This is a genomic window from Agrobacterium tumefaciens (genome assembly GCF_013318015.2).
GTDB classification, from domain to species: domain Bacteria; phylum Pseudomonadota; class Alphaproteobacteria; order Rhizobiales; family Rhizobiaceae; genus Agrobacterium; species Agrobacterium tumefaciens.
Map to the genome: position 1 here is coordinate 309,238 of NZ_CP115843.1, position 25,189 is coordinate 334,426.

The 25,189-nt window shown below is 57.2% G+C and carries 22 protein-coding genes and 1 pseudogene; 8 read left to right on the forward strand and 15 right to left on the reverse strand.

Going from position 1 to position 25,189, the window contains the following annotated elements:
- The first annotated feature begins 148 nt into the window (after positions 1 to 148).
- Positions 149 to 883 (forward strand): response regulator transcription factor, encoded by a 735-nt coding sequence (locus G6L97_RS24685; protein WP_174004058.1) that lies wholly within the window; start codon positions 149 to 151, stop codon positions 881 to 883.
- Positions 873 to 2,273, forward strand: coding sequence for an amidohydrolase family protein (locus G6L97_RS24690; RefSeq protein ID WP_174004060.1), 1,401 nt, complete (start codon positions 873 to 875; stop codon positions 2,271 to 2,273). Before G6L97_RS24685 ends, G6L97_RS24690 begins: the two co-directional genes overlap by 11 nt.
- Here G6L97_RS24690 and G6L97_RS24695 read toward each other — a convergent pair whose 3' ends face one another.
- From G6L97_RS24695 to G6L97_RS24745, 11 genes are all read right to left on the reverse strand, one after another.
- Positions 2,274 to 3,614: an MmgE/PrpD family protein gene (locus tag G6L97_RS24695; RefSeq protein ID WP_174004061.1), complete on the reverse strand. Its 1,341-nt coding sequence runs from the start codon at positions 3,612 to 3,614 to the stop codon at positions 2,274 to 2,276.
- An 11-nt stretch (positions 3,615 to 3,625) separates the two neighbouring features.
- Positions 3,626 to 4,723: an ornithine cyclodeaminase gene (locus G6L97_RS24700; RefSeq protein WP_174004062.1), complete on the reverse strand. Its 1,098-nt coding sequence runs from the start codon at positions 4,721 to 4,723 to the stop codon at positions 3,626 to 3,628.
- A gap of 101 nt (positions 4,724 to 4,824) precedes the next feature.
- Positions 4,825 to 6,219, reverse strand: a complete 1,395-nt coding sequence (locus G6L97_RS24705) for an MmgE/PrpD family protein (protein ID WP_174004116.1) — start codon at positions 6,217 to 6,219, stop codon at positions 4,825 to 4,827.
- Positions 6,220 to 6,232: 13 nt separating this feature from the next.
- Complete coding sequence (locus G6L97_RS24710) at positions 6,233 to 7,189, reverse strand: carbon-nitrogen hydrolase family protein (RefSeq protein WP_174004063.1); 957 nt, start codon at positions 7,187 to 7,189, stop codon at positions 6,233 to 6,235.
- Positions 7,186 to 7,836: an RraA family protein gene (locus G6L97_RS24715; protein WP_174004064.1), complete on the reverse strand. Its 651-nt coding sequence runs from the start codon at positions 7,834 to 7,836 to the stop codon at positions 7,186 to 7,188. Before G6L97_RS24715 ends, G6L97_RS24710 begins: the two co-directional genes overlap by 4 nt.
- Positions 7,837 to 7,868: 32 nt before the next feature.
- Positions 7,869 to 8,735, reverse strand: coding sequence for a TauD/TfdA dioxygenase family protein (locus tag G6L97_RS24720; protein ID WP_003517335.1), 867 nt, complete (start codon positions 8,733 to 8,735; stop codon positions 7,869 to 7,871).
- Positions 8,736 to 8,844: 109 nt separating this feature from the next.
- The gene (locus tag G6L97_RS24725; RefSeq protein WP_174004065.1) at positions 8,845 to 9,924 is read right to left on the reverse strand and encodes an ABC transporter ATP-binding protein; all 1,080 of its coding nucleotides are present in this window, start codon (positions 9,922 to 9,924) and stop codon (positions 8,845 to 8,847) included.
- Positions 9,921 to 10,724, reverse strand: a complete 804-nt coding sequence (locus G6L97_RS24730; protein WP_173994819.1) for an ABC transporter permease — start codon at positions 10,722 to 10,724, stop codon at positions 9,921 to 9,923. Before G6L97_RS24730 ends, G6L97_RS24725 begins: the two co-directional genes overlap by 4 nt.
- 9 nt (positions 10,725 to 10,733) lie before the next feature.
- The gene (locus G6L97_RS24735; protein WP_003517329.1) at positions 10,734 to 11,618 is read right to left on the reverse strand and encodes an ABC transporter permease; all 885 of its coding nucleotides are present in this window, start codon (positions 11,616 to 11,618) and stop codon (positions 10,734 to 10,736) included.
- An 11-nt stretch (positions 11,619 to 11,629) separates the two neighbouring features.
- Positions 11,630 to 12,670, reverse strand: a complete 1,041-nt coding sequence (locus tag G6L97_RS24740; protein ID WP_174004066.1) for an ABC transporter substrate-binding protein — start codon at positions 12,668 to 12,670, stop codon at positions 11,630 to 11,632.
- A 76-nt stretch (positions 12,671 to 12,746) separates the two neighbouring features.
- A complete protein-coding gene (locus G6L97_RS24745) occupies positions 12,747 to 13,133 on the reverse strand; it encodes a hypothetical protein (RefSeq protein ID WP_174004067.1) in 387 nt (128 codons plus the stop codon).
- Between the two features lie 551 nt (positions 13,134 to 13,684).
- Here G6L97_RS24745 and G6L97_RS24750 point away from each other — a divergent pair.
- From G6L97_RS24750 to G6L97_RS24760, 3 genes are read left to right on the forward strand one after another with little or no spacing between them, the layout of a single operon-like run.
- The gene (locus G6L97_RS24750; protein ID WP_174004070.1) at positions 13,685 to 14,344 is read left to right on the forward strand and encodes an ABC transporter ATP-binding protein; all 660 of its coding nucleotides are present in this window, start codon (positions 13,685 to 13,687) and stop codon (positions 14,342 to 14,344) included.
- Positions 14,341 to 16,749 carry an ABC transporter permease gene (locus G6L97_RS24755; RefSeq protein ID WP_174004072.1) on the forward strand — a complete coding sequence of 803 codons (2,409 nt, stop codon included), beginning with the start codon at positions 14,341 to 14,343 and terminating at the stop codon, positions 16,747 to 16,749. The genes G6L97_RS24750 and G6L97_RS24755 overlap by 4 nt, the downstream gene beginning before the upstream one ends.
- Positions 16,739 to 17,806 carry a lipocalin-like domain-containing protein gene (locus G6L97_RS24760; protein ID WP_174004074.1) on the forward strand — a complete coding sequence of 356 codons (1,068 nt, stop codon included), beginning with the start codon at positions 16,739 to 16,741 and terminating at the stop codon, positions 17,804 to 17,806. Before G6L97_RS24755 ends, G6L97_RS24760 begins: the two co-directional genes overlap by 11 nt.
- A gap of 355 nt (positions 17,807 to 18,161) precedes the next feature.
- Here G6L97_RS24760 and blcR read toward each other — a convergent pair whose 3' ends face one another.
- Positions 18,162 to 18,989 carry an IclR family transcriptional regulator BlcR gene (blcR, locus tag G6L97_RS24765; protein WP_111808668.1) on the reverse strand — a complete coding sequence of 276 codons (828 nt, stop codon included), beginning with the start codon at positions 18,987 to 18,989 and terminating at the stop codon, positions 18,162 to 18,164.
- A gap of 55 nt (positions 18,990 to 19,044) precedes the next feature.
- Here blcR and G6L97_RS24770 point away from each other — a divergent pair, with 55 nt between their 5' ends.
- The 3 genes from G6L97_RS24770 to attM are packed head-to-tail and all read left to right on the forward strand — an operon-like array spanning position 19,045 to position 22,517.
- Positions 19,045 to 20,499 (forward strand): NAD-dependent succinate-semialdehyde dehydrogenase, encoded by a 1,455-nt coding sequence (locus G6L97_RS24770; RefSeq protein ID WP_111795140.1) that lies wholly within the window; start codon positions 19,045 to 19,047, stop codon positions 20,497 to 20,499.
- Between the two features lie 20 nt (positions 20,500 to 20,519).
- The gene (locus G6L97_RS24775; RefSeq protein ID WP_065703118.1) at positions 20,520 to 21,680 is read left to right on the forward strand and encodes an iron-containing alcohol dehydrogenase; all 1,161 of its coding nucleotides are present in this window, start codon (positions 20,520 to 20,522) and stop codon (positions 21,678 to 21,680) included.
- A 45-nt stretch (positions 21,681 to 21,725) separates the two neighbouring features.
- Positions 21,726 to 22,517, forward strand: coding sequence for an AttM family quorum-quenching N-acyl homoserine lactonase (gene attM / locus G6L97_RS24780; RefSeq protein ID WP_003517310.1), 792 nt, complete (start codon positions 21,726 to 21,728; stop codon positions 22,515 to 22,517).
- 335 nt (positions 22,518 to 22,852) lie between these two features.
- Here attM and G6L97_RS24785 read toward each other — a convergent pair.
- From G6L97_RS24785 to G6L97_RS24795, 3 genes and pseudogenes are all read right to left on the reverse strand, one after another.
- Positions 22,853 to 23,065 (reverse strand): annotated as a pseudogene (locus G6L97_RS24785) (class I SAM-dependent methyltransferase); the annotation flags it as partial.
- 322 nt (positions 23,066 to 23,387) lie between these two features.
- Positions 23,388 to 24,140: an SDR family oxidoreductase gene (locus G6L97_RS24790; protein WP_174004075.1), complete on the reverse strand. Its 753-nt coding sequence runs from the start codon at positions 24,138 to 24,140 to the stop codon at positions 23,388 to 23,390.
- 215 nt (positions 24,141 to 24,355) lie between these two features.
- Positions 24,356 to 25,108, reverse strand: a complete 753-nt coding sequence (locus G6L97_RS24795) for a GntR family transcriptional regulator (protein ID WP_013637385.1) — start codon at positions 25,106 to 25,108, stop codon at positions 24,356 to 24,358.
- Between the last annotated feature and the right edge of the window lie 81 nt (positions 25,109 to 25,189).

The window sequence follows — 25,189 nt, forward strand, 5'->3', positions numbered from 1 at the left end:
ACGCGCCACGTTTGGCGACTACTACTTCTAGTAGTCGATTTCACATCGAAAATGGGAGAAAGTAGTGTGTCGATTGTAGGTATGTTGGTTCGATGCAGGAGATAACAGCCCTGCTTTTGTAGGGTGCTGCCGACGCAAAGGACATTTGATGAAAAAATTGATCCTGATCGGTTCGGTTGATGCGGACTTCTTCCTCCTCCTTTCACATATTCTGGGAGTTGAGGGTTATCAGGTTCGGATGGCCAGAGGCGTGGAAGAGATGTCGCACCTGGCCGACGATCACCAGGTCATGGCTATACTGCTTGACTGCAGACCTGATCCCTTTCCCGCGGTTGAGGTCTGTGACAGGATCAAGGGAAATCATCGCACGGCGGGCGTCCCCGTGCTCGCGATCATTGGTGCGGGCGCCGAGGGGCAATATGTCGATATGCAGCGCGCCGGCGCCGAAGAATGTTTCGTCCGGCCATTTGCGCCGGTCAAGCTGCTTGAATATCTGCGCAAGCGTACGCTCAGCCGGGCACTGCCTCGAGCGCGATCAGGCCAGTTGTCCTATGGCGGCATTGAGATTAATTTCGAGCATCATCGGGTTTCAAGAAACGGTCTAAACGTTCATTTGGGACCACTGGAATTTGCTGTGTTGTCGCACTTAATGGAGCGACCGACCGAAATTTGCCGGCGGGCGGAGCTCATGAGTGCGGTGTGGCCAGGTCTGCATCATGTAGAAGAGCGCACACTGAACGTCCACATAGGCCGATTGCGAAAGAGACTGAACGGGAACGGGCAACCCGATCTTATCCGCACCGTCCGGGGTGTCGGCTACATTCTGGAATCCCCTGCGCATCAGGCTCCAGACGGTTTGGGGGACGATCGTAATGTCTCATAATCGGCTCGACAGGATCATACGCGGTGCGTCCGTGATTACTGGAGATGGCGCGACATTTCATGAAAATGCATCCATCGGTATCGGAGAGGGCCGAATTGTTTTCGTCCAGCCAGGAGATATATCCATCAATCCTGATGAGATCGACGTCATCGACGCTCACGGCCACACGATTATCCCGGGCGTTATCAATGCGCATGCCCATGGCTGCGTCTGCGGGCCATCCATGCCGAGCGGGTCGTCTCCTGTCGATAGGGACGTGATCGACTGGAACAGGAACAGGCACCTCCTCGAGGGGACGACGACATTGTTGAATGTATGCGGTTTGGCATTGGCTGATGAGGCGTTTGCGGGCGATCCACATCCGCTTGATGTCCATATCTCCACAGCGCACACCCCTTCCAATATCGAAGCCGCCTTGGCAATCGATGGCGCCGGTCTTTCCGAACGACATCGACATGCATCCATCGATGATGCTTTGTCTCAAGGAGCAAAAGCTCTTGGCGAGGTTGGCGGGGGCCAGACACTGGGAGGCGGTGCACAGGAATACCGGTTCATTCCAGAGGCGATGAAACGGGCGACGGAACGGGAGGTATCACCTCTGGTTTCACGCCAGTTGCGAAATGCCGTGGTCGGCCGATACCTGAAAGTCGAGGATGGAGTTTCCGATCGCGAATTGCAGGAGATACTCAACGAATGCGGTCTGTCCGATGTCTGCAGCGTGCGAACCGTCCGTCAGGTCATTCTCGCGTCCGTAATGCCACCGGTCGACCTCGCGCTGAGAGGCTTTGAGGAGGTGGCGCGAGAAGCCGCGCGTGTGGGCTTCCCGGCGATTTTTCACAATTCTGCGCCGTCGGTCCAACGTCTGATCGAAGTCGCTGAGAAATACCCCCACGCAAACATCGTCGCGGGTCATACGAACCATCCGATGTTTCTGCCGGATGAATCCGTATCATTCGCCCACGAACTGCGACGGCGTGGCGTCACCATCGATGTCTCAACGCTCGACAGCATCCAGACTCGTTGGCGCAATAATCCGGCGAATTTCGACGCCCTGATCGAGGCCGGATGCGTCGATACGATCTCGACTGACTATGCCGGCGGCCATTGGGACAGCATCCTCGTGGCAATCCAGCGCATTGTTAACAAGAAGCAGATGTCACCGGCTGCAGCTGTCGCATTGGCGACCGGGAACGTCGCACGCGCCTTTCCACAATTGGCAAGCGATCGCGGTTTGATCGAGAAGGGCAGGCGCGCCGATCTCGCGATCGTCGATCGTGTCAACCTGGGCCGCGTCCGTCACGTTATCATCCATGGCAAGGTGGTGGTCTGGAATGGAACGATCAAAGGCAATAGTTCGGGCGCTTCTACGGCCAAGCGAAGCGATCAATAATCACAGGTCGGCCAAAATCTCTCGCAGGAACGGCAGAGGATCACCATACTTGAGCTGGTCAATCGCCGTGTCGAAAACGTCCTCACGCGCTGCACTCATTTTGCCCTTGCACACCTCATGGAACTTCTCCCTAAGGTCGTCCCAAAGCATCGGTCGGCCCGCATCGCCACGCGGCATAACGGTGGTGGAGGTTATTTCGCCCGAAGGAGTGGTTAATGTCACTCTAGCCAACGTTTCTGACGGAAATTTTTCGTCGATCTGTTCATCGAGGGCCAGGGTAACGGCACCGGCAAGGGAACAGATTTCCCGGTCATCGAGAAGTCGCTCATCGATGGGCGCCAGCGCAGAGGCGCCACGACGGACGGCCGCTGCCAGACAAAAAGGCAAACTGTATTGAGCCTCCACGAGAGTTTTCGGTATGACTTTGTTTTGCAGCCGCTGAGCCCACTGGAATGTGTGGACCTCGATTGACAGTACGTCTTTCGGCTCGAGTCTCCGGCTTTGCATGAGGTCCATCGTTGCATCGATGGCGGGATGAATATAGCGGCAACAGGAATACGGCTTGAAATAGGTCCCCAGGATTTCCCAGGTCAGACCAAGCCCGTTCTCGATACGATCCCTGTCAAAATGGGAGGCGTGATCGAGAATATCTTCTGGACCCGTAAATCCCGTTTCTGCCAATTCGAGTGCGGTGAGGCCAGTGAGGACGCTCCACGGGATTCCTTCTTTCGCATGATTCCCGGTGAGCTTCGAATAGCCGGAACTTCCATTTGCCGCCTGATTGGGGGCCCATACACCGTTGATCGCCAAGGCTTGGGCAAGATGATCACCGCGTGTGCGATTAATACTGCCGGCTGCAGCGACCGCACCGTAGCCGGCCCAGAGACCGCTTTGGCGACTTTTTATGTTCTCAGGGTTTTGTGCGGCGGCGATCCGAATAGCGATCTCGTAGCCGGCGACGATCGCAGCGACGAATTCGTCCGCGTCGATTGCCCCGTCCGCGGAGGTGGCCAGAACAGCAGGGATCACCGCAGCACCTGGATGTCCGCGCGCGGCACGATGACCATCATCAAAATCAAGGGCGCAAACAGAAGCCGAGTTGGCGAAGGCGGCGCCGATGGTCGATAAGCGATGCTCCGAAAACCAGAGGGCCGCGTTTCCGGGACCGAAAATTCGGCTGGCAACAAGTCTGACGCTCGTCGATCCGGTGGTGTATTTGCCGGCGAGAGCGCAGGTCGCGGCGTCGAGCAGGCAGCACAGTGCCTTGTTCCTCACCTCTACCGGCGCGGTACGGAAAACGCGGTCAGCAATGCATTCGGCGAGGAGCTTCGTCATATACATGGGAGCATCTCTCAGTGGGCCGCTTTTGCAACCGTCGCTCCGCCGGCGTTATCATCAGTGACGCCTGACAAAGTCTCATAGACATGTGCGGCCACATAAAGGTCCAGCATAGGCAAACCGACACAGGTGATGTGGACAGGTTTTTCCTGTGCGATCTCCGACGGATCCAGGATCGCCGTAATTGACCGGATGCCGAGAAGTGGTCCCAATTGCTCCAGCGTCGTTCCTTTCCGCGAGAAGTGAAGCGCGAGGCTTTGCGAACCACGACGCGACACCATCTCCACATCGTCACACAGAACGCTACCGCACCGCAGCGCCCGTTCCAAATGTCCCGCGGGTGTTTCATCTCCACCCAGATGAAGCACGGGAGCGTCGCCTATCTCACTGGCCTCGAAGACGGGAGACTTGGCGTTTGATGCAGTAATCACAAAATCGCATCGACCGAGATCGGCGTTGTCCCGAACAGGAATCATGTCGAAGGTTACCGTCTTTTCCAGCGATCTCGCGAGCCGGTTGGCTGAGTCAACTGTGCGGCTCCGGATAAAGACTTCGCGAATCTTTTCCCGGTGGCATCGATCGAGCGCCAGAACGATTTTTTCAGCAATCGGTCCGGCGCCGAACAGGAAGACAGACATATCTCGACGCGGCGCGAGCAGTCGTTCAAGAACAAGCGTCGCATAACTCGCCGTCCTGGCGGCGGAGATGTCGGTTCCATCGAGCAGGCAAAGAGGAAGGAGGGTAAATTTGTCCAGGAGGACAATCGTGGACCGTGACCGTGGAAGACCGAGCTGGCGATTGAGGGCGTTTGCGCCCACGATTTTCACCGCCCCATAGCGGCAGTTGACGCTTGAAAGGCAGGACAACTTCCAGCCAAGGCGCTCCTCCAGCGATACTGCATCCTTGATCAAGGGATGCCTGTCAATTTCTCCGGGGGTGATGGAGAGCACGGATTTCGTGCCGTACGCGGAACCGCGCGCAATGTCGTCCCATGCTTTGCCGGCAACCTCATGGACGATCTTGCCATCGAGGAGAGCCTCGTTCCCGGCGATATCTGTCGCGCAGTAACACGCTATGTCTGACAGGCTTGGACTGATAATTCCTCCATTCATGCGAGTTCCTCCTCGAACATCCGAACGAGAGGATTTCAGCAGGAATCAGCGGGAAATAAAGCCAAGATTAGCTATCATTTATGCGACAATATTCATTCCGGTTACATAGGACTGTCCATGGCCTGAGGCACGCCTCGTGGTGTGCGGATCGTGTCCAGCAGAAACAGCAGGTCGTCTTTCAACTCGAGCTGCTTGAGGAACTGCAGCATTTCCAGTTTTGCGTTCCCATGCAAACGCCCCGCCGACAGGCGCAAAAACTTCTTCTCCAGAAACGAAGGCGAAAGTGGATTGGCAGCATCGCCCTTTGCAACCTCGACATTGGCCTCCACCACGCGGCCGTCGAGCAGGTGAAGACGGACCTTTGCCCCGTGATGATGGCTCAATCGATCCGTGGGTCTCAGAGGAAAGAGCCGGATTTTTGACGTCAGCTCGCGCACTGTTTGATCCAGGAACCGGGAAGGCTCGAACCATTCCGGACCGGCAGCGTGTCCGAGCACGCCCATGGCGATTGAAAAAGGTGCGCTGAACTGGGCCGCCCAGATGTCGCGGGGTTTGGGATCATTGAACGGGGGACGGCAGACGATCTCGGAGGCGAAGACCTTAACTTCCCTGACGTCATGACCGTTGCCGTGAACAGCCGCGACGGCGAATGCCTCAACGGCAGCTTCGACGCTGCTTTGAATGATCCTGCAGCAGCTAAACGCCTTGAAGCCGACGTCTTGTATTTCGTAGCGAATACCGGGCCCGATTTTCAGCTGCGACAGGTCGACGCCATCGGCTCCCGCCATCCGCCAGAAACCGGTGTCTCCTTCGAAAACGTCAAGAGGCCCTTCAAATCCGGCACGAGCAAGAAAGGCTGCGTTGACGCCACCCATTGCTGCGGTCGCAAAATTGTTTTTCGCCATTGTCGGTGCGGCCCCGTAAACGGTCTTCATGACCGACGCCACAGGCGCATTGACAGCCGCGATTGCCAGGGCATGGGCCGCTTGCTTATGATCGAGTTTCAGCAGTTTCGCCGACGCGGCGGCTGCGCCGAATATTTGCCAGGTGCCATGGCCATGGACGGTCTTGCGCGGTCTGTTGTGGCGGAGCGACATGCCGATGCGGCATCCCACTTCGTAACCGGCGACGATTGCAGCAATCAGGTCGCGCCCTGTGGAGCGCGACCGGTTGGCAACCGCGAGAGCGGCAGCAACCACTGTCGCCCCAGGATGCCCCTTCCAGTAGATGTCATCGAGGTCAAGGGCGTTGGCCAGAGTCGCGTACTGAAATGCGTGCCAGGCGGGATCTGGACGGGGAGGGTAAGCGGAACCTCCGGCGATGTCAGCCGAAAGCCGTTCCAGGCCCGGCGCGACCGGGGTTTGGTGACCGCCGAAAAAGCATCCGACCGAGTCCATCAGGCAGAGCTTTGCTTTCTCTACCACGTCCGGCGGAAGGTTCTCAAAACACGCATTCACGAGGCATTCGGCAAGGGTCTGCGTTGCGGGGGTCGTCATGGCGCTCTCTCGACTATTCACACGAGGCAGCCAGGTCTGTCTTGCTGCGGCAAGTCGAACATAGCCCGTCGCAGGCAGCATTTTCGACTACTAGATGTTGAGCTGTTGGTGACGGCGTTTCAGCAAGACCTGCCCGAGATGCTGCGCTTGGAAACTGCTGACGATGGCGCTCCATCGGAATAAGCCGGCGCACATCATTTATTCGTTGGCTGTCCAGCCGTGCCGTTGCAATGCCGGTTCCATCCGAGGCGCGGGCGATGACTTGTCCCCACGGATCGCAAACCAGAGAGTTGCCGAAACACTGCCGGGTCTCGCCGCCGGCGGCAAGGTAACTGCCCCATTGGCCGCACGCGGCGAAATAGACCTGGAACTCGATGGCGCGTGCCCTGCAAAGGACCTCCCAATGATCCTTTCCGGTCTGCATCGTGAAGGCAGCCGGCAGAATGACCAGATCCACCTTGTTCTCGGCAAGTTGATCGAACAGGCGGGAAAACCGGAGGTCGTAGCAGATGGCGGCTCCGATCCGGAAGCCGCCAGCCTCGTAGACAAAAAGGTCGTGCCCTGGTGCGACCGTGACGGACTCGCGATAGGCCTTGCCGTCGGGAGCCACGATGTCGAAAAGATGAATCTTGCGATAGCGGCCGACTTCCCTGCCTTCGGGATCGAACACAACGGTGGTGTTGTATATTCGCTCTTCCCCGGGAACACGCTCGAGCATGCTGCCGGCATGGAGCCATAATCCGTGCCGGCAAGCAAATTCCTGCGCCATCCGGTAAGCTGCACCACCGGGCATATAGTCTGCCGCCGCCAGCTTTTCCGCGGCGGTACCGCCTGACCAATCGAAATGTTCCGGCAGGACTATCAGATCCGGCACCTCCTCCTTGACGGCCTTGAGCATCAAAGCCTGCGCCTGACGCAAATTTGCCCTGCGGTCCGACTGAGAGTTCATTTGAATGAGCGATATTTTCATTGGGATTGCCCCTCATCGTACGCGAAGATTGAATGGCCTGCCGCAAGATGGGCACGCAGCCGAGCGGACCGTTCTTGACGCTTCAGCGCCGCCTCAGCCAGGCTGCGCATCCGTGAACGGTCTGCGACGAAGATCCCGGAAGTGTCTGCGAGGACCGCGAAACCGGGAAGCACCGCGGTGCCGGCGCAGGCGACGGGAACATTGATGTAGCCACCAGTGCGGAATGCCCGGTTCGTCGTTTTTGCCGAAACTCCGCAACACCAGACCGGCAGGCCTGACGCGACGATTTCCTCGACATCAGTGCATGGTCCGTCCACGATAATTGCAGCAGCGCCACGCGCTTTTGCCGCTGTCGCGACGCCGCCGCCGACACAGGCGATATCGTCCCCATCAACCCGCGCGATAACGAGAATATCGCCGGGCCTGATGAGGTCGATCGCCTTATAGATGATCACTCCGTCGCGGCCTGGTGCCGCGACGGTCAATGCCTGCCCGATGACCTTCGCAGGAAGGACCGGACGGATGCCGGTGTTGAGAAAGCCAAAATGCTCGGTGTGTCCGATCGTTGCAGTTTCAACATCCTGCAGCAGGACACAAAGGTCCGTTGGAAGGGGAGCCCCTCCCTTTTCTATCCGGTACTCTTGCATGATTAAGGTCGCTTTTCTTAAGCTTGAGACGATCAGACCGGACGTTCGCCGGAGGTCGTGGTCCGGTGCATGATCCGGATCGTGTTGGGATCAAAAGAATCCCGGCGATGCATGGTGCAACGATTGTCCCACATCATGATGTCGCCTCTCGTCCACTTCTGGACAAAAACCTCGCTTGTTTCGGTCGTGTGCTGCCACAGGCGCTTCAGCAGGTCATCGCTTTCATCAAGTGGCATCCCGACGATCCATGCACCTTCAGCCGTTCCACCAAGATAAAGCGCCTTGCGACCGGTTTCCGCGTGAGTGCGCACCAGCGGATGGACAATACCGTTCCATTCCCGGAAATCCTTGCTGGCAGGCTTCACCTTGCCAAGCCGCAATTTCCCGGTTTTGTCGTAGACGTTCTGGAAGAATATCTGCCTGCCATCGATTGCCTTGCGAAACTCTTCCGGCAATGCATCGTAGGCGCGATAGGTGGAGAGAAAGTAGGTGTCCCCACCTTCCGCCGGCACCTCCACCGCACGCAAGATTGCACCTGCTGGCGGGCGCTCGTAAAACCAGGTATCCGTGTGCCAGGTCGCCTCGCTGTTGCCCATGGCACCGGAAGGCTTGCCGTCTTTCATGGTATTGGCGATAACAAGGATTTCCTTGTGTGTCGGATGTCCACCCTCCTGCAACTGCTTGGGGTGAATGACGAACTCGCCGAAGTGACGGGAGAAAGCGACTTGCTGCTCGTCAGTGATGTTAGCGGCCTTGAAACGAAGAACGCCGTAGTGCAGCCAGTATTTGCGAACTTCTTCAATGTCCCTTTCGTCATAGTTGTTGAAGTCGAACCCGACGATGTCGGCACAAACGTTGCTTCCGTCCTGTACGGCCGATATTCTTTGAGTGTTGAGCATTTCCTGTTCCTTCCTTGGAAATTTCCATCTCTGCAAGGGAAGAGTAGCGTTACTGACCTTCGTATCTCCAATATCAATTTCAGTGCATTGATAGGAATACACGATCAATTTAATCTTCAAGCAGCTGTACAGCCTCGGGATCAATTGAGAGACGGACAGGATGACCGACCCTCAAATCGGGCAGCCGCGTCGATCGCACGAGTGACTTGAGAACGGTCCCGTTCGTCAGGGTGACGAAGCAATCACGATACGCCCCGAGGTTGACGATCCTGGTTACGGTTCCATTGAACGTATTGGCAGGGGAGGGTAATTCGGTTCCCTGGGGCGTGAGACGGACGGCTTCCGGTCGCAGGCAACAGTACCGGACGACATCGGGATTTTCCGGCGACACGACGATCAGTTCAAGACCGCCCTCGACAACAGCAATCGTCGCTGCTTCATCCCGTCTCAGGGATACGATCGGAAGCAGATTTGATTTCCCGATGAAATCAGCGACAAAACGCGACTGTGGACGGTCATAAATATCGTCCGGCTTACCCTCTTGCGCCACAAGGCCACCATGCATGACCACGATGCGGTCAGACATCGCCATTGCCTCGTCCTGGTCGTGGGTGACATAAATGAAAGTCATTCCGAGCTCCTCCTGGATTTCCTTGAGCTCAATACGCATCGCCTCTCGCAGTTTGAGGTCCAGGTTGGACAAGGGCTCATCCAGAAGAAGGAGCGACGGTTTCGGCGCGATCGCTCGGGCAAGCGCAGTGCGTTGTTGCTGACCGCCGGATAATTCCTTGGGATATCGCTGTTCGAAACCTTCGAGATGCACACGTTTCAAGGCCGACTGCACCTCGGCCTCGGTTTTATCTCTTGGGCAACCTTTCATTTTCAGGCCAAAGGCGACATTTTCGGCAACCGTCATATGCGGGAACAAGGCGTAGTTCTGAAAAACCAGTCCGATCCCGCGCTTTTCCGGGGGGACACCCAGCTGGCTTTGCCCCCGGATCCGGATATCTCCGCTGGAAGGATCCGAGAAGCCCGCGATCATGTTCAGGGTCGTTGTCTTGCCGCAACCGGACGGACCCAGGATGCTGACGAATTCGCCTGCCGGGATCGAAAGATCAATATTGTCGACGACGCGGTTGGCACCGTAATTCTTGGTGATCGCGATCAGTTCTATGTCCATTGTGCTCATTTGCTTCCACCATGTATCTGTGTCGAAAAACCGCCGATCCGCTCGAAGAGAAAGACGGCCGCGAGGATAAAGAAGAGGGAGGTGACGTTGACTGCCGCCAGAACCGGATCGAGGCTGTATTCAAGGTGATTGATAACGGTAATGGGAAGTGTCGTTTCGCCAGGCCGGACGAGGAAGACCGACAGGGGAATGTTGTTGAAGGAGAGAATGAACGCGAAGGTCATTCCTGAAAAAAGGCCGGGCTTGATCAAGGGCAGCAGGATATAGCGGATCCTTTGCAGCTTGCTTGCACCCAGAACACGCGCCGCAAGATCAAGCCGTTTGTCGAAATTGAACATTGCACCTGCGATCATCCGCACAACGAATGGCAAGGTGAGTATGACGTGTGCGATGATCAGGCCGGGCGTTCCGAGAAGACCATAAAACCCGGTCGAGGAAAGGAACAGCACGATTGCCACCCCCTTGACGATCTGCGGGACGGAAAGCGGAGACAACAGGAATGACATGATAGCGGCATGGCCCGGGCATTTTTCGTAGGCGACCGCGAAGGCTGCCAGAAGCCCAAACAGTCCGCTGAGAACCGTTACAATCAGCGCGAGCTCGACGCTGAGCAAAAATGGGTCGATCCAGCGGCTGGTCAAGAGCGCGCCATACCACTTCGTTGTCCAGAGCGATGGTGCAAAAACGATCTTTGCGGTCGGGCTCACGGATGCCACCAGCACGACCAGGAGCGGGAGCGTGATGAATGCAAGGATGAGCGCCAGCGAAGTCTTGAAGGTAATCGACAAAAACCGGTTCACGTCATTCTCCTAGAGATGCAGCTTGTTATGGAGGCGCGCTTCAATGCGAGAGCCAATGAAGACTGCGACAAGCATTGCCGCCAGCAACACATTCGCCATCACCGCAGCGAACGGCCAGTCGATGTAGAAAAGGACCTGCTCGTAGACCATCGTTGCGAGTACCTTGAAGCCCGCACCGCCGAGGAGTGCCGGGGTCGCATAGGCACTAGCAGCCATCGTGAAAGCGATGAGCAACGAGCTGACGATGCCTGGAATGGAAAGCGGCAAAACGATATGGCGGAGGACGGCCGGACGCGAGGCCCCCAGGACTTGCGCGGCCTTTTCGAGATTGGGATTGATGCCTTGCAGGCTTGTCAGCAAGGAAAGAACCCCGAAGGGCAGAACGACATGCGTCAGACCAGCGACGACGCCGAACATGCTTCTCGACAGTGGCAGTGGGTCAGAGATCAACCCTGCCCATATCAGCATCGAGTTCACAAAGCCGTGGTCCTCCAGGATTACCAGCCAGCCGTAAGTGCGCAGCACAACACCGGCAAGTTCGGGCGCAATCGCAAGTGCAAACACGACTGTGCGCCAGCGTGACGTCGAACGTGCCAGGTAATATGCGAGCGGATAGGCCATAACGGTCACGCAAATGGCAACCAGACCGGACATAAGCATCGTCCGGCCAAGACCAGCCAGCATCAGATCGTCGGAAAAAAACCGCTGATAGTTGGCTGTTGTCCATGCCTCATCATCGGCTCCTTGAAAGCTCATCCCGACCATCATGCCCATTGGCACAGCAAAGAAGATCAAAAGTACCGTTGCAGGGGGCACTAGAGAAAGATAGGGCCGCAGCGTAAAGGCCCGGCGTCGCGCAGGTTCAAGTGGCGACAGGAGTTCCAGCGTTGTCATTGTGCCCTCCCTTATCTCGCTGCCGCGATCACTTCACGCTCCCAGCGAGCTCCCCATTCCGGCAGTTTGGCTGCGACGGTGGAAAGATCAGGGAGAAGAAGGGTCTTCAGATCGTCTTCGGTGGTGATCTGACGGGCGCGGACGTCATCGGGAACATCGATATCAGTGCGGGCGCTGCCGACATTGTAGCCCGTGACCCACGCCTCCTGGCTGGATTTCTCGAGAAAGAAATTGACGAATTTGTTCGCCATTTCTTTATTGCGGGCGCCAATCGGCACATTCAAGGTCGCAACGAGCGGGATCGTCCCTTCCGTGGGCCTTACGTAATCAACCGGCAAACCGCTGTCGACGAGCAGCTGCGCACGCCCGTTCCAGAATGGCATGGCCCAGACTTGGCCTTCTTTCATGTAATTCTCCATGATTGAGGAAGACTGTTCGAAGCCGATCGATTGTTTTGCAAGTTTGCCCATCGCCTCGAAGCCGGGATCGACGTTGTCGATAAGATCGCCACCGTTTGCAACCGACATGATCTCCATGAGATAGGCAGCCATGATGTTCTGGAACGTTGGAAGGATAACCTTGCCCTTCAGTTCCTCGCTGAAAAATGCCGACCAGGAGGTTGGTGTGGATTTGAGCTTGTCACTACGCCACAGAAGCGACAGGTACTGAATTTCGTGGACAGCACCGCAGGGGCCGGCGATCCTGCTGATTTCAGGGTTGAGTTTCGCAATATTGGGTACGGTTTCCGGCGAAAACTTCTCCAGAAGCCCATCGCGGCAGCCATCAAGCGACTGCGAGGCAGTCATGACGACGACATCGAAGCCCGGTCGTCCACGCGTCGCCTTGATTTTCGCAAAGTCTTGCGACGCGGATCCAACCGCGTCGTAGATAACCTTCACGCCGAATTCTTTTTCGAAGGGCTCGATGATCCGGTCCCGGATGATATCTTCGTAAGGTCCACCGTAGCTGTTGACGATCAACTGCTCTGCGTCTGCAGATCTGACCAGGCCGGTTGCAGCTACAAATGTAACAAACAGGATTCCACGCTTCATCGTTCGCCCTCGTAATGGATTGATTTTCCGCAATTTGCTGGCAGACATTGGCTACGCTGCCGCGCCAAATCCAATATTAGTTTTTTATTATTGATCGTATTTCGTGAATAATTGCGTTTCCGATATGCCGGGATTTGAGCAGCACCGAGAGGCAGTCACACCTGTTCTCCGCGGACGGAATTCCGGAGCGCTCAGAAATTCCTGGAATGTTGAAGGCTGGTGGCAACTGAAGAGAGAAGACCGGGGACGCCTTGCGAAGATCGCAAAAAAGACCAAACCAGAAACGATAATGGTCATCCTTACCGTCGCCACGTGCTTCTATGGCGCACCATGCCGCGGCTGTCGCAGCATAAACCCCATAGTGATCACGCATCACCTCAAAGGCGACAGCGGCGTGTATTCCGTCGCAGGTTTCTACACGTACGAACGGCAAGGACGGCGTTGCAAAAGATTGTTCCGACATGACGACTCTCCAATGAGAGTCCGGCCGAGTTTAGAAGTTGCTTGTGGCCGGACACTACCTTGGCGACCCTCGCCGTCCGGATGCACACCGCCTGTCATGTTTCCACAGCATAGGACAATTCTTCAACAGGGTGAAGCCTGTATGCGCCTGTCATGTGAGCCAAAGTAATCGGATGCCCGCGACTGACATGGATACTCCCAAGTTTTGAGAAGATTTTGCCTCGGCAACCTTCAGCGCCACGCCGCTCACTTTTGCCCGGCTCAGAAATGATCTAAGGGGCCGCGACATAAACCGTCACGTTGATCATGTAGTTCGTCGGTCAATCCAGCCCCCTGGAGCCGCCATGACTGTCGGAAGGCTACGGCGAGTGTTTTTTGTGTCGGGTGCCATCTCACGCTCGGAACGGGAGGGGGGAGACGCCAGAGGGGAGGGCGACTTTACAGGCAGAAACGGTGCGGTCGTTTAGGCTGCGCGTCGAATATCGGTATCTAAACCGGTTGAGATCCGCCAGCATATCGGTCCATATAGGACGAAGCAGAGATCGAAGAGCCATGGTCCTTTCACTTTCCGGTATCAAGAAATCCTACCAGACAGCCGAAGGCATTATCCCGGTCCTGAACGGCGTCGACCTTTCACTTGAAGCCGGCGAAAGTCTTGCCCTGACGGGGGAATCCGGCAGCGGAAAGAGTACGCTTTTGCATCTGGCCGGCGGCCTTGATTTGCCCGACAGTGGCATCATCACGGTGGGGGGGCGGAAAATAACCGATCTCGACGAGGCCGGTCGAGCGAGCTTCCGACGCCGGGAGGTGGGCTTAATCTTCCAGCAGTTCAATCTCATTCCGAGCCTCGATGTCGGATCTAATATCTCGTTTCACGCCCGGCTGGCGGGCCGTTTCGACCCGGTCTGGCAAAAAAGCCTGGTCGAGGCGCTGGGGATCGGAGAGCTGCTTGCACGCTATCCCGAACAGCTCTCCGGCGGTCAGCAGCAAAGGGTGGCGATCGGACGTACGCTTGCGGCAAGACCGCCCCTCATTCTTGCCGATGAGCCGACAGGTAATCTCGACGAGGCGACGGCTGATATCGTCATCGATATTATGTTGAGACTGACAAAGTCCGCGCAGATCACACTCCTCCTGGTGACCCATTCCAGCCGGCTGGCGGTAAAACTCGATCGGCGTATCGCGCTGAGTGGCGGGAAGGTTTCGCAATGAACTGGACCGCCTTCCGGGCGCTGCTCTCACACTGGCGCTACCGACCGCTTCAGCTTCTCACCCTCATTGTCGGCGTCACGCTTGCAACCGGCCTCTGGTGCGCGGTCCAGGCAATCAATGCCGAAGCCAGAGCAAGTTATGTCCGGGCGGCCTCGGTCCTGGCGCAAAACCAGCTGGATCAACTGGTGGCAAAGGACGGCGGCAGAATTTCCTCGCAAACATATGCCCGGCTTCGAAGGGCGGGTTTGCACGTCTCTCCGATCATTGAAGGCGATTACAGGTTTGGTACGACGCGTATCAGGCTTATCGGCATCGACCCCCTGACCATGCCGTCGGACGGAATGGTGCCTGCACCATCTGATCCGTCCGGGCTGGTGGAATTCATTCAGACGCCCGGACAGATGATCGTTTCTGCTGCAACGGCTGCCACATTGAAAGATACCTCTGGCCTTACCATTAAGGCACGAGCGGATCTCCCCGACGGCGCAGCATTTGTCGATATTTCCACGGCTGACCGCATGTTGAAACGCAATGGTGAACTGAGCCGGCTTATCGTTTCGCCATCGCAAGACCCCGATCTTCCGACGATCGGAAACATAGCCCCTGAACTTTCACTCGAACAGGCACAAAGCAGGCCCGATGTCGCAAGCCTCACGGACAGTTTTCATCTCAACCTGACGGCTTTTGGTTTTCTTGCCTTCGTTGTCGGTCTCTTCATCGTGTATTCCGCAACGGGCCTGTCGTTCGAGCAACGGCGTGGATCGTTCAGGACCATGCGGTCGCTCGGGGTCTCGCTTCGCTCCTTAACCGTGATGCTGGTTATCGAAACCGCGCTCTTTGCACTGGTATCGGGAGCGCTCGGCATTGTTGTCGGATACGTGGTCGCATCGGCTCTGTTGCCGGGCGTGGCCGCGACCCTGCGCGGCCTTTACGGGGCCAGTGTTGCCGGTTCACTCTCGCTGCGCCCTGAATGGTGGATCGCCGGCCTTGCAATGGCGCTGGTGGGGACCGGGCTCTCCTCGCTCCAACATCTCCTCCGCGTCTGGCGGATGCCGATACTGTCCACGGCACAGGGCAGGGCGTGGGCGATGGTGTCCACGAAAAGCCTCCTCCATCAGGCGGCCTCCGGGTTGGTTCTGCTTTTTGTATCTGGCTCGCTTGTCCTGCTGGGCGGCGGGCTCATTTCAGGTTTCGCAGTGCTTGCAGCGCTTCTTCTGGGCGCTGCACTCATTCTTCCAACCTTGCTGGCACTGGGCATGAGAGTGGCCGAACACATCTCCGGACACGGACTGACCCGCTGGTTTTTCGCCGATACGCGCCAGCAACTGCCGGGTCTTTCCCTGGCGCTGATGGCATTGCTGCTCGCTTTGTCGGCCAATATCGGGGTCGGCACCATGGTCTCAAGCTTCAGGCAAACCTTTGTGGGATGGCTCGATCAGCGCCTGGCCGCAGAGGTCTATGTGACGGCCCGTGACGAGGCTGAAGCTGCGCGTTTGCGGCAGTGGTTTCCCCACCACGCAAGGGCGGTTCTACCCATCTGGAGTACGGAAGGGGAAATTTCGGGGCAGGACGTCCGCATCTTCGGCGTCGCTGACGATGCGACATACAGGGATCATTGGCCGTTGATTTCGGGTGCGCCCGCAACATGGGACGAGATTGCGAGCGGGAAGGGTGCACTGGTCAACGAACAGTTCTGGAGGTCAGGAAAGGCGTCGCCCGGCGCAGAGATAGAAATGCCAAGTGGCTGGAAAGCCCGGGTCGTCGGGGTGTTTTCCGACTATGGCAATCCGAGGGGCGAGATCATCATTGGTCTTGATGCCCTCGTCCAGCACTACCCGGACATTGAAAAGCTGAGATACGGCCTTCGCATGGAGCCAGAGGATGTTGCGGGCTTCAGACAACGCCTCATGACGGAGTTCGGCCTGCCCGAAGCCAATATTGTAGACCAGGCCTCGTTGAAACGGCAGTCTGCTGCAATCTTCGAACAGACGTTTGCGGTCACCGGCGCGCTTAATGTGCTCACGCTCGCGGTGGCGGGTTTTGCCATGTTTTCGAGCCAGCTTACGCTCGCTTCGCTTCGATTGCCGCAGCTTGCTCCTGTCTGGGCACTTGGACTTCGTCGCCGCGACCTTGCGATGCTGGAGGTGCTGCGAACTCTTGCGTTATGGCTTGTGACATTCATTGCCGCCATTCCTGTCGGGCTGGGACTGGCCTGGGTTTTGCTGGCAATCATCAATGTGGAGGCTTTTGGATGGCGACTGCCGCTGATCCTGTTTCCGCTGGACTGGCTGAGGCTGGGTCTTGTTGCCCTGCTCGCCGCCATCATTTCGGTCCTGATCCCTGTTCGACGGCTTGCTAAAACCGCGCCGGCCGATCTTTTGAGGATATTCGCCAGTGAACGCTAAAGCCGTCCTCCTGCTCCTTTGTGCTTCATGCACTTCCTTGCCCACGCCGGTCATAGGGCAAGGCTTTGCGGGCCTCGGGTCAAATGCCGAAGGCTTCAGCATTCCCACACGCGGCGTTGAACTCGTCTTTCCAAAAGACCACAAGCCGCATCCCGGTTTCAGGATCGAGTGGTGGTACGTCACTGCAAATCTGCAGACGGCCGATGGACAGCGCATGGGCGTCCAATGGACACTCTTTCGTTCTGCACTTGAACCTGTCGAGCGCCCCGGATGGTCCGACCCTCAAATTTGGATTGGTCACGCAGCCGTGACGACTGCCAGCCGTCACCATGTTGCCGAACGGCTGGCGCGGGGAGGCGTGGGACAGGCGGGGGTCAAAGGCGAACCCTTCGACGCCTGGATTGACAATTGGCAAATGAAGGCAGGAACCGGCAATGCACGGGACGACCTCGATCAGATCGATTTGAACGCCAATGGCGAGAGCTTCCGATATCGTCTGAAACTTCAGGCCCACGGGCCTTTGGTGCGTCAGGGCGACAACGGCTACTCGGTTAAATCGGCAGAGGGCCAGGCAAGCTATTATTACTCCCAGCCATTCTACCGTGTCAGCGGCAGCGTCTTTCTTGATGGTGAAACCCATGAGGTAACGGGCGAGGCGTGGCTCGATCGGGAATGGTCGTCGCAACCGCTAGCCTCGAGCCAGACGGGATGGGACTGGTTTTCCCTTCACCTTGAATCCGGCGAAAAACTCATGGCCTTCCGTCTGCGTGACGACAAAAGCGGCTACATCTCCGCCAACTGGATTTCCGCCGATGGAAGGCCGTCTCCCGTCGATCCGGACGACGTTTTGCTCAGTCCGTTGCGGACCGCGGATATCAACGGAAAGAGCATTCCGGTCGAATGGAGCGTGAAGATACCCAGCCGTAGCCTCGACATAAAGACGAAGCCGCTAAACGAGAAAGCCTGGATGGCGACGTCAACCCCCTACTGGGAGGGGCCAATAGAGTTTGATGGAAGCACCTCAGGACAAGGTTATCTGGAGATGACCGGATATTAGCCTGTCCCACTGTCCCAGACGAGATATCGGCTGGAACGGTGCCTGAGCTTACAGACGCCGTCTTATTCGGGTAGGCGCGACACCCCGGACACGCTCCGAAGTAGCCGTCATGTGATGACAACCCATTGTTCGGCTTCGTCCCAGTTAGGAACAAGGCAACGCGGTGGATCGTGCATCTGCGGACCGAAGTCTTTTCCCTTGGTGCTCAATACATCGATGATGTTTTTTATGTTCTCGACCGGAACTGCGCTCGGCGCAGCCGTACTCGGGACAGGGGCTACCTAGGGTATCGGTGCACTGGCGCATACAGCAGAGCTGGGCTGGTCGGCATCGTCTATACCGCTACGGGTTACGACTAGTCTTTCTGCGATCGGTACCCAAGCTTTTCAGAAAGCGCGTTGGCAGTGGTGCGAAGCTCCTCACCAAGGCTAGCGATTTTTTCGTCGCTGGCTTCGCTGCGGATCAGACTGATTGCAATGCCGGCAGATGCGGCTCCCGAGTAATCGCGTATCGCTGCGCCAATGCAAAGCATACCTTCGCGGATCTGACCATCGTCGATGGAGTAGCCGCGAGCGCGCGTCAAAGCCAGTTCCTCTTCAAGCTGCGAAAGGCCAGCAACGCTCCTTGATGTCAGAGGCTGTGGAAACTGAGAGAACAGCATCCTCAATTCACCGGCCCCGAGATCGGACAGGAGGATCTTCCCGGTGGCCGTGAATGGCGCCGGCAGACGCATACCGATCCGAAACGTGTGTCCAAGCGGCTGGGCCGAGTTGCGACAGCCGATGTAAACGACTTCGCCACCCTCGCGGACGGTGAGGGTCACCGTGTAGGGATCGAGGTCGTGGCGCTGGGCGAGATGGTCGTTGAATGTCGATACGATATCGAGGTGCGATAGAAAACCATTCGCCCATCTGAGCGAGTGGGGTCCAATACGCAGGGTTCCATCGGCAGATCGCGCCAGAAGATCAAGCTCAGTCATCACCGCAAGCAAGCCATGCGCGCTGCTTTTGGGCAAATCCAGAAATCGTGTCAGCTCGGCGGCTGTAAGGTCCCGCGGCGAACCTGCCACAAGATCCAGAATACGCACGGCGCGTCTGAGTGCCGGTACAGTGTCTGATATTTGCGACGATTGTTGATCTTCAGCCATGCACCTTCCTTGACACACTTGGCCCCTTTGGCCCATAGTTCACTCTAATGATTCAAGTTCAATTAGTTGAACTTTAGTGCGGGAGAGGTCGATGATCAAGCTAAAAAATGCGGCGCTGTTACGTGATGCCTGCCTGGTGAATGGTCGCTGGCTGAAAGCTGCGGATGGCAAGACGATTGCGGTCGAAAATCCCGCCAACTCGATGATCATCGGTCACGTTCCTTCATTGTCGGCAGATGAGGTTGAAGCTGCAGTCGAGTCAGCAGGCAAGGCATTTTCCGAGTGGAGCCGCCGTGCTGCGAAGGACCGCGCTGCCATATTGCGTCGATGGTTTGATCTCATGGTGGCGAACGCTGACGATCTTGGTGCGTTGATGACTGCGGAGCAGGGAAAGCCGTTTGCGGAAGCAAGGGGCGAAGCCCTTTATGCGGCATCTTTCGTGGAATGGTTCGCGGAGGAAGCCAAACGTGTTTATGGCGATACCATTCCTTCGCCGACCACGGACAAGCGCATTACCATCCTGAAGCAGCCGATCGGTGTCTGCGCCGCGATCACGCCATGGAACTTCCCGGCCGCGATGATCACCCGCAAGGCGGCCCCGGCACTTGCCGCAGGCTGCACGATGATCGTCAAACCGGCTGAGCAGACCCCTCTCACCGCACTTGCTCTGGGTGTTCTCGCCGAAGAAGCGGGCGTTCCCGCCGGTGTCTTCCAGGTGGTGACGGGCGCCGCACGCGATATCGGCAAGGTATTTACCGAAAGCGACACGGTGCGAAAGATCTCCTTTACCGGATCGACCGAAGTCGGTCGTCTGCTGATGGCGCAATCGGCCCCGACGATCAAGAAACTGTCGCTGGAACTTGGTGGCAATGCGCCTTTCATCGTCTTTGATGATGCCGATCTGGATGCGGCCGTTGAGGGCGCGATCGTTTCGAAATACCGCAATGCCGGACAGACCTGCGTGTGCTCCAACCGGATCTATGTCCAGGATGGTGTTTACGACGCATTCGCGGAAAAGCTGGTCAAAAGGGTCGAAAGCCTGTCCGTCGGTGAGGGCACCGAACCTGGTGTTCTGATCGGTCCACTGATCGACCAGGATGCCGTGGCAAAGGTCGAGGATCACGTTGCTGATGCCCTTGGCAAGGGAGCAACGATCGTCACCGGCGGAAAGCGCCATGCTCTTGGAGGCACGTTTTACGAACCAACGGTTCTGACCGGTGCAACCCAGGCCATGAAGGTTGCCCGTGAGGAGACCTTTGGACCCGTCGCCCCGCTCTTTAGGTTCGGGACGGAAGACGAAGCGGTCGCCATGGCGAACGACACCGAATTTGGTCTGGCGGCCTATTTCTACACCGAGAATGTCCGCCGGACATGGCGTGTCGCAGAAGCGCTCGAATACGGCATGGTGGGCCACAATACAGGCCTCATCTCCAACGAAGTCGCACCATTCGGTGGCGTGAAGCAGTCCGGCTTGGGCCGCGAAGGCTCGCACTACGGCATCGATGAATATCTTGAAATCAAATACCTGTGCTCGGCCATCGGCTGAGATCACGCTGGGAGGATCAGATGACCATCAACCCTTTCGAATTCCGCACCGTTCCCTCCATGCAGGTTGCCTGGGGTGGCGCCCAGCGTCTTGGAGAGATTCTCTCCGGCAGGTTTCAGGCGCGCAAGGCGCTGCTGATTACCGATGCAGGTCTCATCAAGGCCGGCCTCATCAAGCCGATTGCTGACGCTCTTGCGGCGAGCGGCTTTAACGTCACGATCTTCGACAAGGTCGTTGCTGATCCGCCAGAGCACATCGTTGCCGACTGCGTCGAGTCCGCAAGGCAGATCGGAGTCGATATCGTCATCGGTCTTGGCGGGGGCTCATCGCTCGACATCGCCAAGCTCGTGGCTGTCCTTCTGATTTCCGACCAGACGCTTGCCGACATGTACGGTATCGGCAACGTAAAGGGATCACGCCTGCCGCTCGTGCTGGTGCCGACCACGGCCGGTACAGGTTCGGAAGTCACAAACATCTCGATCATCACCACGGGCGAAACCACCAAGATGGGGGTCGTTTCCCCGCAGCTTTACGCTGATTTCGTTCTTCTGGATGCTGAACTGACGGTGGGACTGCCGCAGGTCCATACGGCTGCCACCGGTATCGATGCCATGGTGCATGCCATCGAGGCTTATACCAGCAAACACAAGAAGAACCCGCTGTCAGATGCTCTGGCGCGCGAGGCATTGCGGCTGCTCGGTGCAAACCTGATCGCCGCCTGCAGGAACGGGGCCGACCGGAAAGCCCGTGAAGGCATGCTGTTGGGTGCGACATTGGCAGGTCAGGCTTTCGCCAACTCACCGGTGGCCGCCGTCCATGCGCTCGCTTATCCGCTGGGCGGCCATTATCACGTGCCACACGGGCTTTCCAATGCCCTGATGCTGGGGCCGGTTTTGCGCTTTAACGCGAAGGCTGCAGCGTCGCTTTATGCGGAGCTTGCCGACGTGCTGGGTGTTCCGGGTGAAGGGGATGCGACAACCCGTTCGGATGCGTTCGTTCAGCATATGGAAACGCTAATGAACGAGAGCGGCGCACCGCGGCGTCTGCGCGATGTCGGCGTGACGGACAACACGCTCGCCATGCTTGCGTCCGACGCAATGAAACAGAGCCGGCTGTTGGTCAATAATCCGGTCGAAGTCCGCGAAGAGGATGCGCTTGCGCTCTACCGCGAGGCATTCTGACCCATTTCTTACAGCAATATCTTCAGTCCCAAGGGAGGAAAACGAGTGACCGATATCAGACTTTACATGCTTCAGTCGGGTACGCTGAAATGCAAGGTACACAACATCAAGATGAACCAGGGTAACGGTGCGGACTATGAGATCCCCGTTCCGTTTTTCCTGATTACCCATCCGGCTGGGCACACCGTGATCGACGGCGGCAACGCGATTGAAGTTGCAACGGATCCGCGTGGCCATTGGGGCGGCATCTGCGATGTCTATTGGCCAGTGCTGGACAAGGACCAGGGCTGCGTTGACCAGATCAAGGCGCTTGGTTTCGATCCGGCCGATGTCAAATATGTTGTGCAGTCGCACCTGCATCTCGATCATACCGGCGCCATCGGTCGCTTCCCCAACGCAACCCACATCGTGCAGCGCTCTGAATATGAGTATGCCTTTACGCCCGACTGGTTTGCTGGCGGCGGCTATATCCGCAAGGACTTCGACAAGCCGGGTCTGAAGTGGCAGTTCCTCAACGGTACGCAGGACGATTATTACGACGTTTACGGCGACGGCACGCTCACCACGATTTTCACGCCCGGTCATGCGCCCGGCCACCAGTCCTTCCTGGTGCGCCTGCCAAACAGCAAACCGCTTCTCCTGACGATCGATGCTGCCTACACACTGGACCACTGGGAAGAGAAGGCTTTGCCTGGCTTCCTTGCCTCGACCGTTGACACGGTCCGTTCTGTTCAGAAGCTCCGCACCTACGCCGAAAAGCATGATGCAACAGTCGTCACCGGCCATGACCCGGACGCCTGGGCGAACTTCAAGAAGGCTCCCGAATTTTACGCGTAAATAGAACGCGCAAGTCAACGGCCAGATACGGCGAGGTTGCATGCAGCCTCGCCGATTTTTATCACATGAGCCAAGGGCACCGAGCCGAGCGGGACCGTGTATTTCGGCGCATCGGCCTTTTCCGGATATACGCCTTCGTTCAGGTCGCTCGCGTTGTCGCTTCGTGTGCCTGAAAGCTATCCTCTAGCTGCGCGAGTGTGCTCATACGACGTTTTTCGCCCCGGCGTTACGTTGAGCCATGAGGGTTCGGGCTGACAATTTGCCAATACCGGATGGCTGAGAGTAAACTTGTCTCTTTGATCCAAACTGTCTGCAAATCGAGCAGATTATGGCGCTCACTTAGCGTTCCCCAAGTGTCGGGCCAGCCATGCTCCCCAAAACAAGCTTGCAAAAAACCGAAGCGTTTCGTTGAAACCAACGCCCTCCAGCAACGAAATGACCTCGTCTTCCGATCGGGGTGGCTCCGCACCCTGCAGAATCTTGCCCATTTTGGCCTGGACCTCTTCAGGCCCGGCGCCGTTCATACGCCAGCGTGCTGCCCAGGCTGCGGGACGCGCCTTAGAGCAGGCAACGCTTCACAGCGGCGTAACACGTCACCTGTGCGCCGATACTGTTGAAAAACTCCCCCAGCATCGGTAAGGGCGCGCCGCGCCCGGATCGTTAGGTATAGTTTTCTGACGGTGCAGCAAAGCTGAAACCAAATTGCGCCTAAAGCGCTGGGGAGCGTGGCAGCGCAATATTACTTCAGTGGGCCCGAAGGGAAAGCCGCCTGTGGGAGTTTTTCAACACTATCCGCCAACAGCGGACATCGAAGCTGGCTTACGTCGTCGGCCAGAATTCAAACGACTACCACGGGAGCGTGGCGACAGGTCAAGTCGATGGGAACAAGCCGCCATCGTCGGCATCAACGTCGATAGTCATAGATAGATGACGGGGTCTAGTCAGTGCGAAAGAAGCAGCTTCAACAATGTCACGGCTGGTTGCGCGCTCCCCCTTCTGGCGCCCGCTTGCATGGAGCCAATCTTGTTGGTCGGGTCGGGCATCGTCCAGGTAAGGCGGATTTATTAGGATCGATCGGAATTTACTGCCAATGAAGGTCTGCCTGAGCCCCTCTGCGAGTGCCACTTGTCCACGTTTGGCCGCATAGAAGGGCACAGATACGGACTGCAACGCTGCATTTGGCAAGCCGCTGATCGAACCGATCGTCACGATATCTGGCGTCGGTGACGTTAGCATAAGGGGGCGAAGTCCCTGCACAAAAAGGTAGGTTCCAGTGATTGCGGCGTTCACAACCGCCAGAACATCGCTCTCTGCATAAGGTTCGATACTGCTTTCGAGCCACATCGCGCCATTATTGATGACGATATCAACTTGGCCCTTCAGCGCAGCGATATTAGACGCTGCTTCATTCACAGAAGAGGTATCGGCAAGGTTTAAGGTAACGATATCGGCCCTTTTACCGCCCCTCTGCATGATCAGATCAGCGACCTCCTGAAGGTCCGACTGTCGGCGGCCACACAACACGAGCTCACAGCCTGCATCGGCCAATGAAAGCGCAAAGGCCGCTCCCAGACCTCGACCAGCGCCAGTAACGACAACAACTTTTCCGTTTAGTGAATTCATGTCTCTGCTCCTGCAACTTGAGACGCGTCCTACCTCAATTTAAAACGTGTGCAAGGTGCAATATGGACGCGGCTCTCGTAGACCGAGACCCGAATGACCGTTTCGGGCAAAAAGCAGCCATCACAGTGTGAGTAAGCGCGTGCAAAGGAGATTCAAAGCCCTATCGGAGGGTCGACTATAATGGCGAAAGTCCGACTCCTATCAAGACGACGCGATTAGGAAAAATTCTCCAGCACGGCCAGGAATGTATGTCTATCACCCTGTCCCTCAGTCAATCGTACGCGGCCCTCGATGTCTGCAAGGTGATGGTCCATCAGTTGCTGCGCCTTTGCGAGATCCTTCCCTTTCAGGGCTGTGACTATCAACCGATGGTGATCGGCGCCGCAGTCGTCTTTACGCTCCTCCTCGTACAGAGACATGACGAGCGAGAGGCGCGCGACGATCTTTGACAACACCTCCGTCAAGACGGCATTGCCACCAAGCTCCGCCAGAACGACATGGAACTTGCCTGACAGCACCGTCTTCGACTTCTCATCACCATGGTTATGGATGTGTTCTTCCTCGTCGGTCAGCTTTTCAAGCGCGTCCAACTGATCGGCAGTCGCGTGGTCGAGGACAAGCTCCAGGATGACGTGCTCGAGCTTGCGACGGGCCTCGAACAAGGCCTTGGCCTCTTCAATGCCCGGTTCGGCGACGAAGGTGCCACGGTTTTTCTTGCGTTCCAGAAGATGGTCGCTTTCCAGAACGCCGAGTGCGCCGCGCACGACCGTGCGACTCACGCCGAAGTGGTCGGCGATCGCATCCTCAAGGATCTTGACGCCGGGCTTGAGCGCGCCTTCACCAATCGCCGTGGCAAGCGTGATCCGGATGCGTTCAGTCACGTCGTCATGAGCGTTTTCTGCCGCATCGACCGAGCCGTTGGCCTTCGGCGCGGTCTTGGTGCCTTGGCGTCGTGTCGTCCTCTTCATTTCCCGCTCCAGCTCCGATCAAGCGACCCAATTATTTTCATGATAATATTCCTGCGTATATGCGCTTGGTGCCAAAAGTCG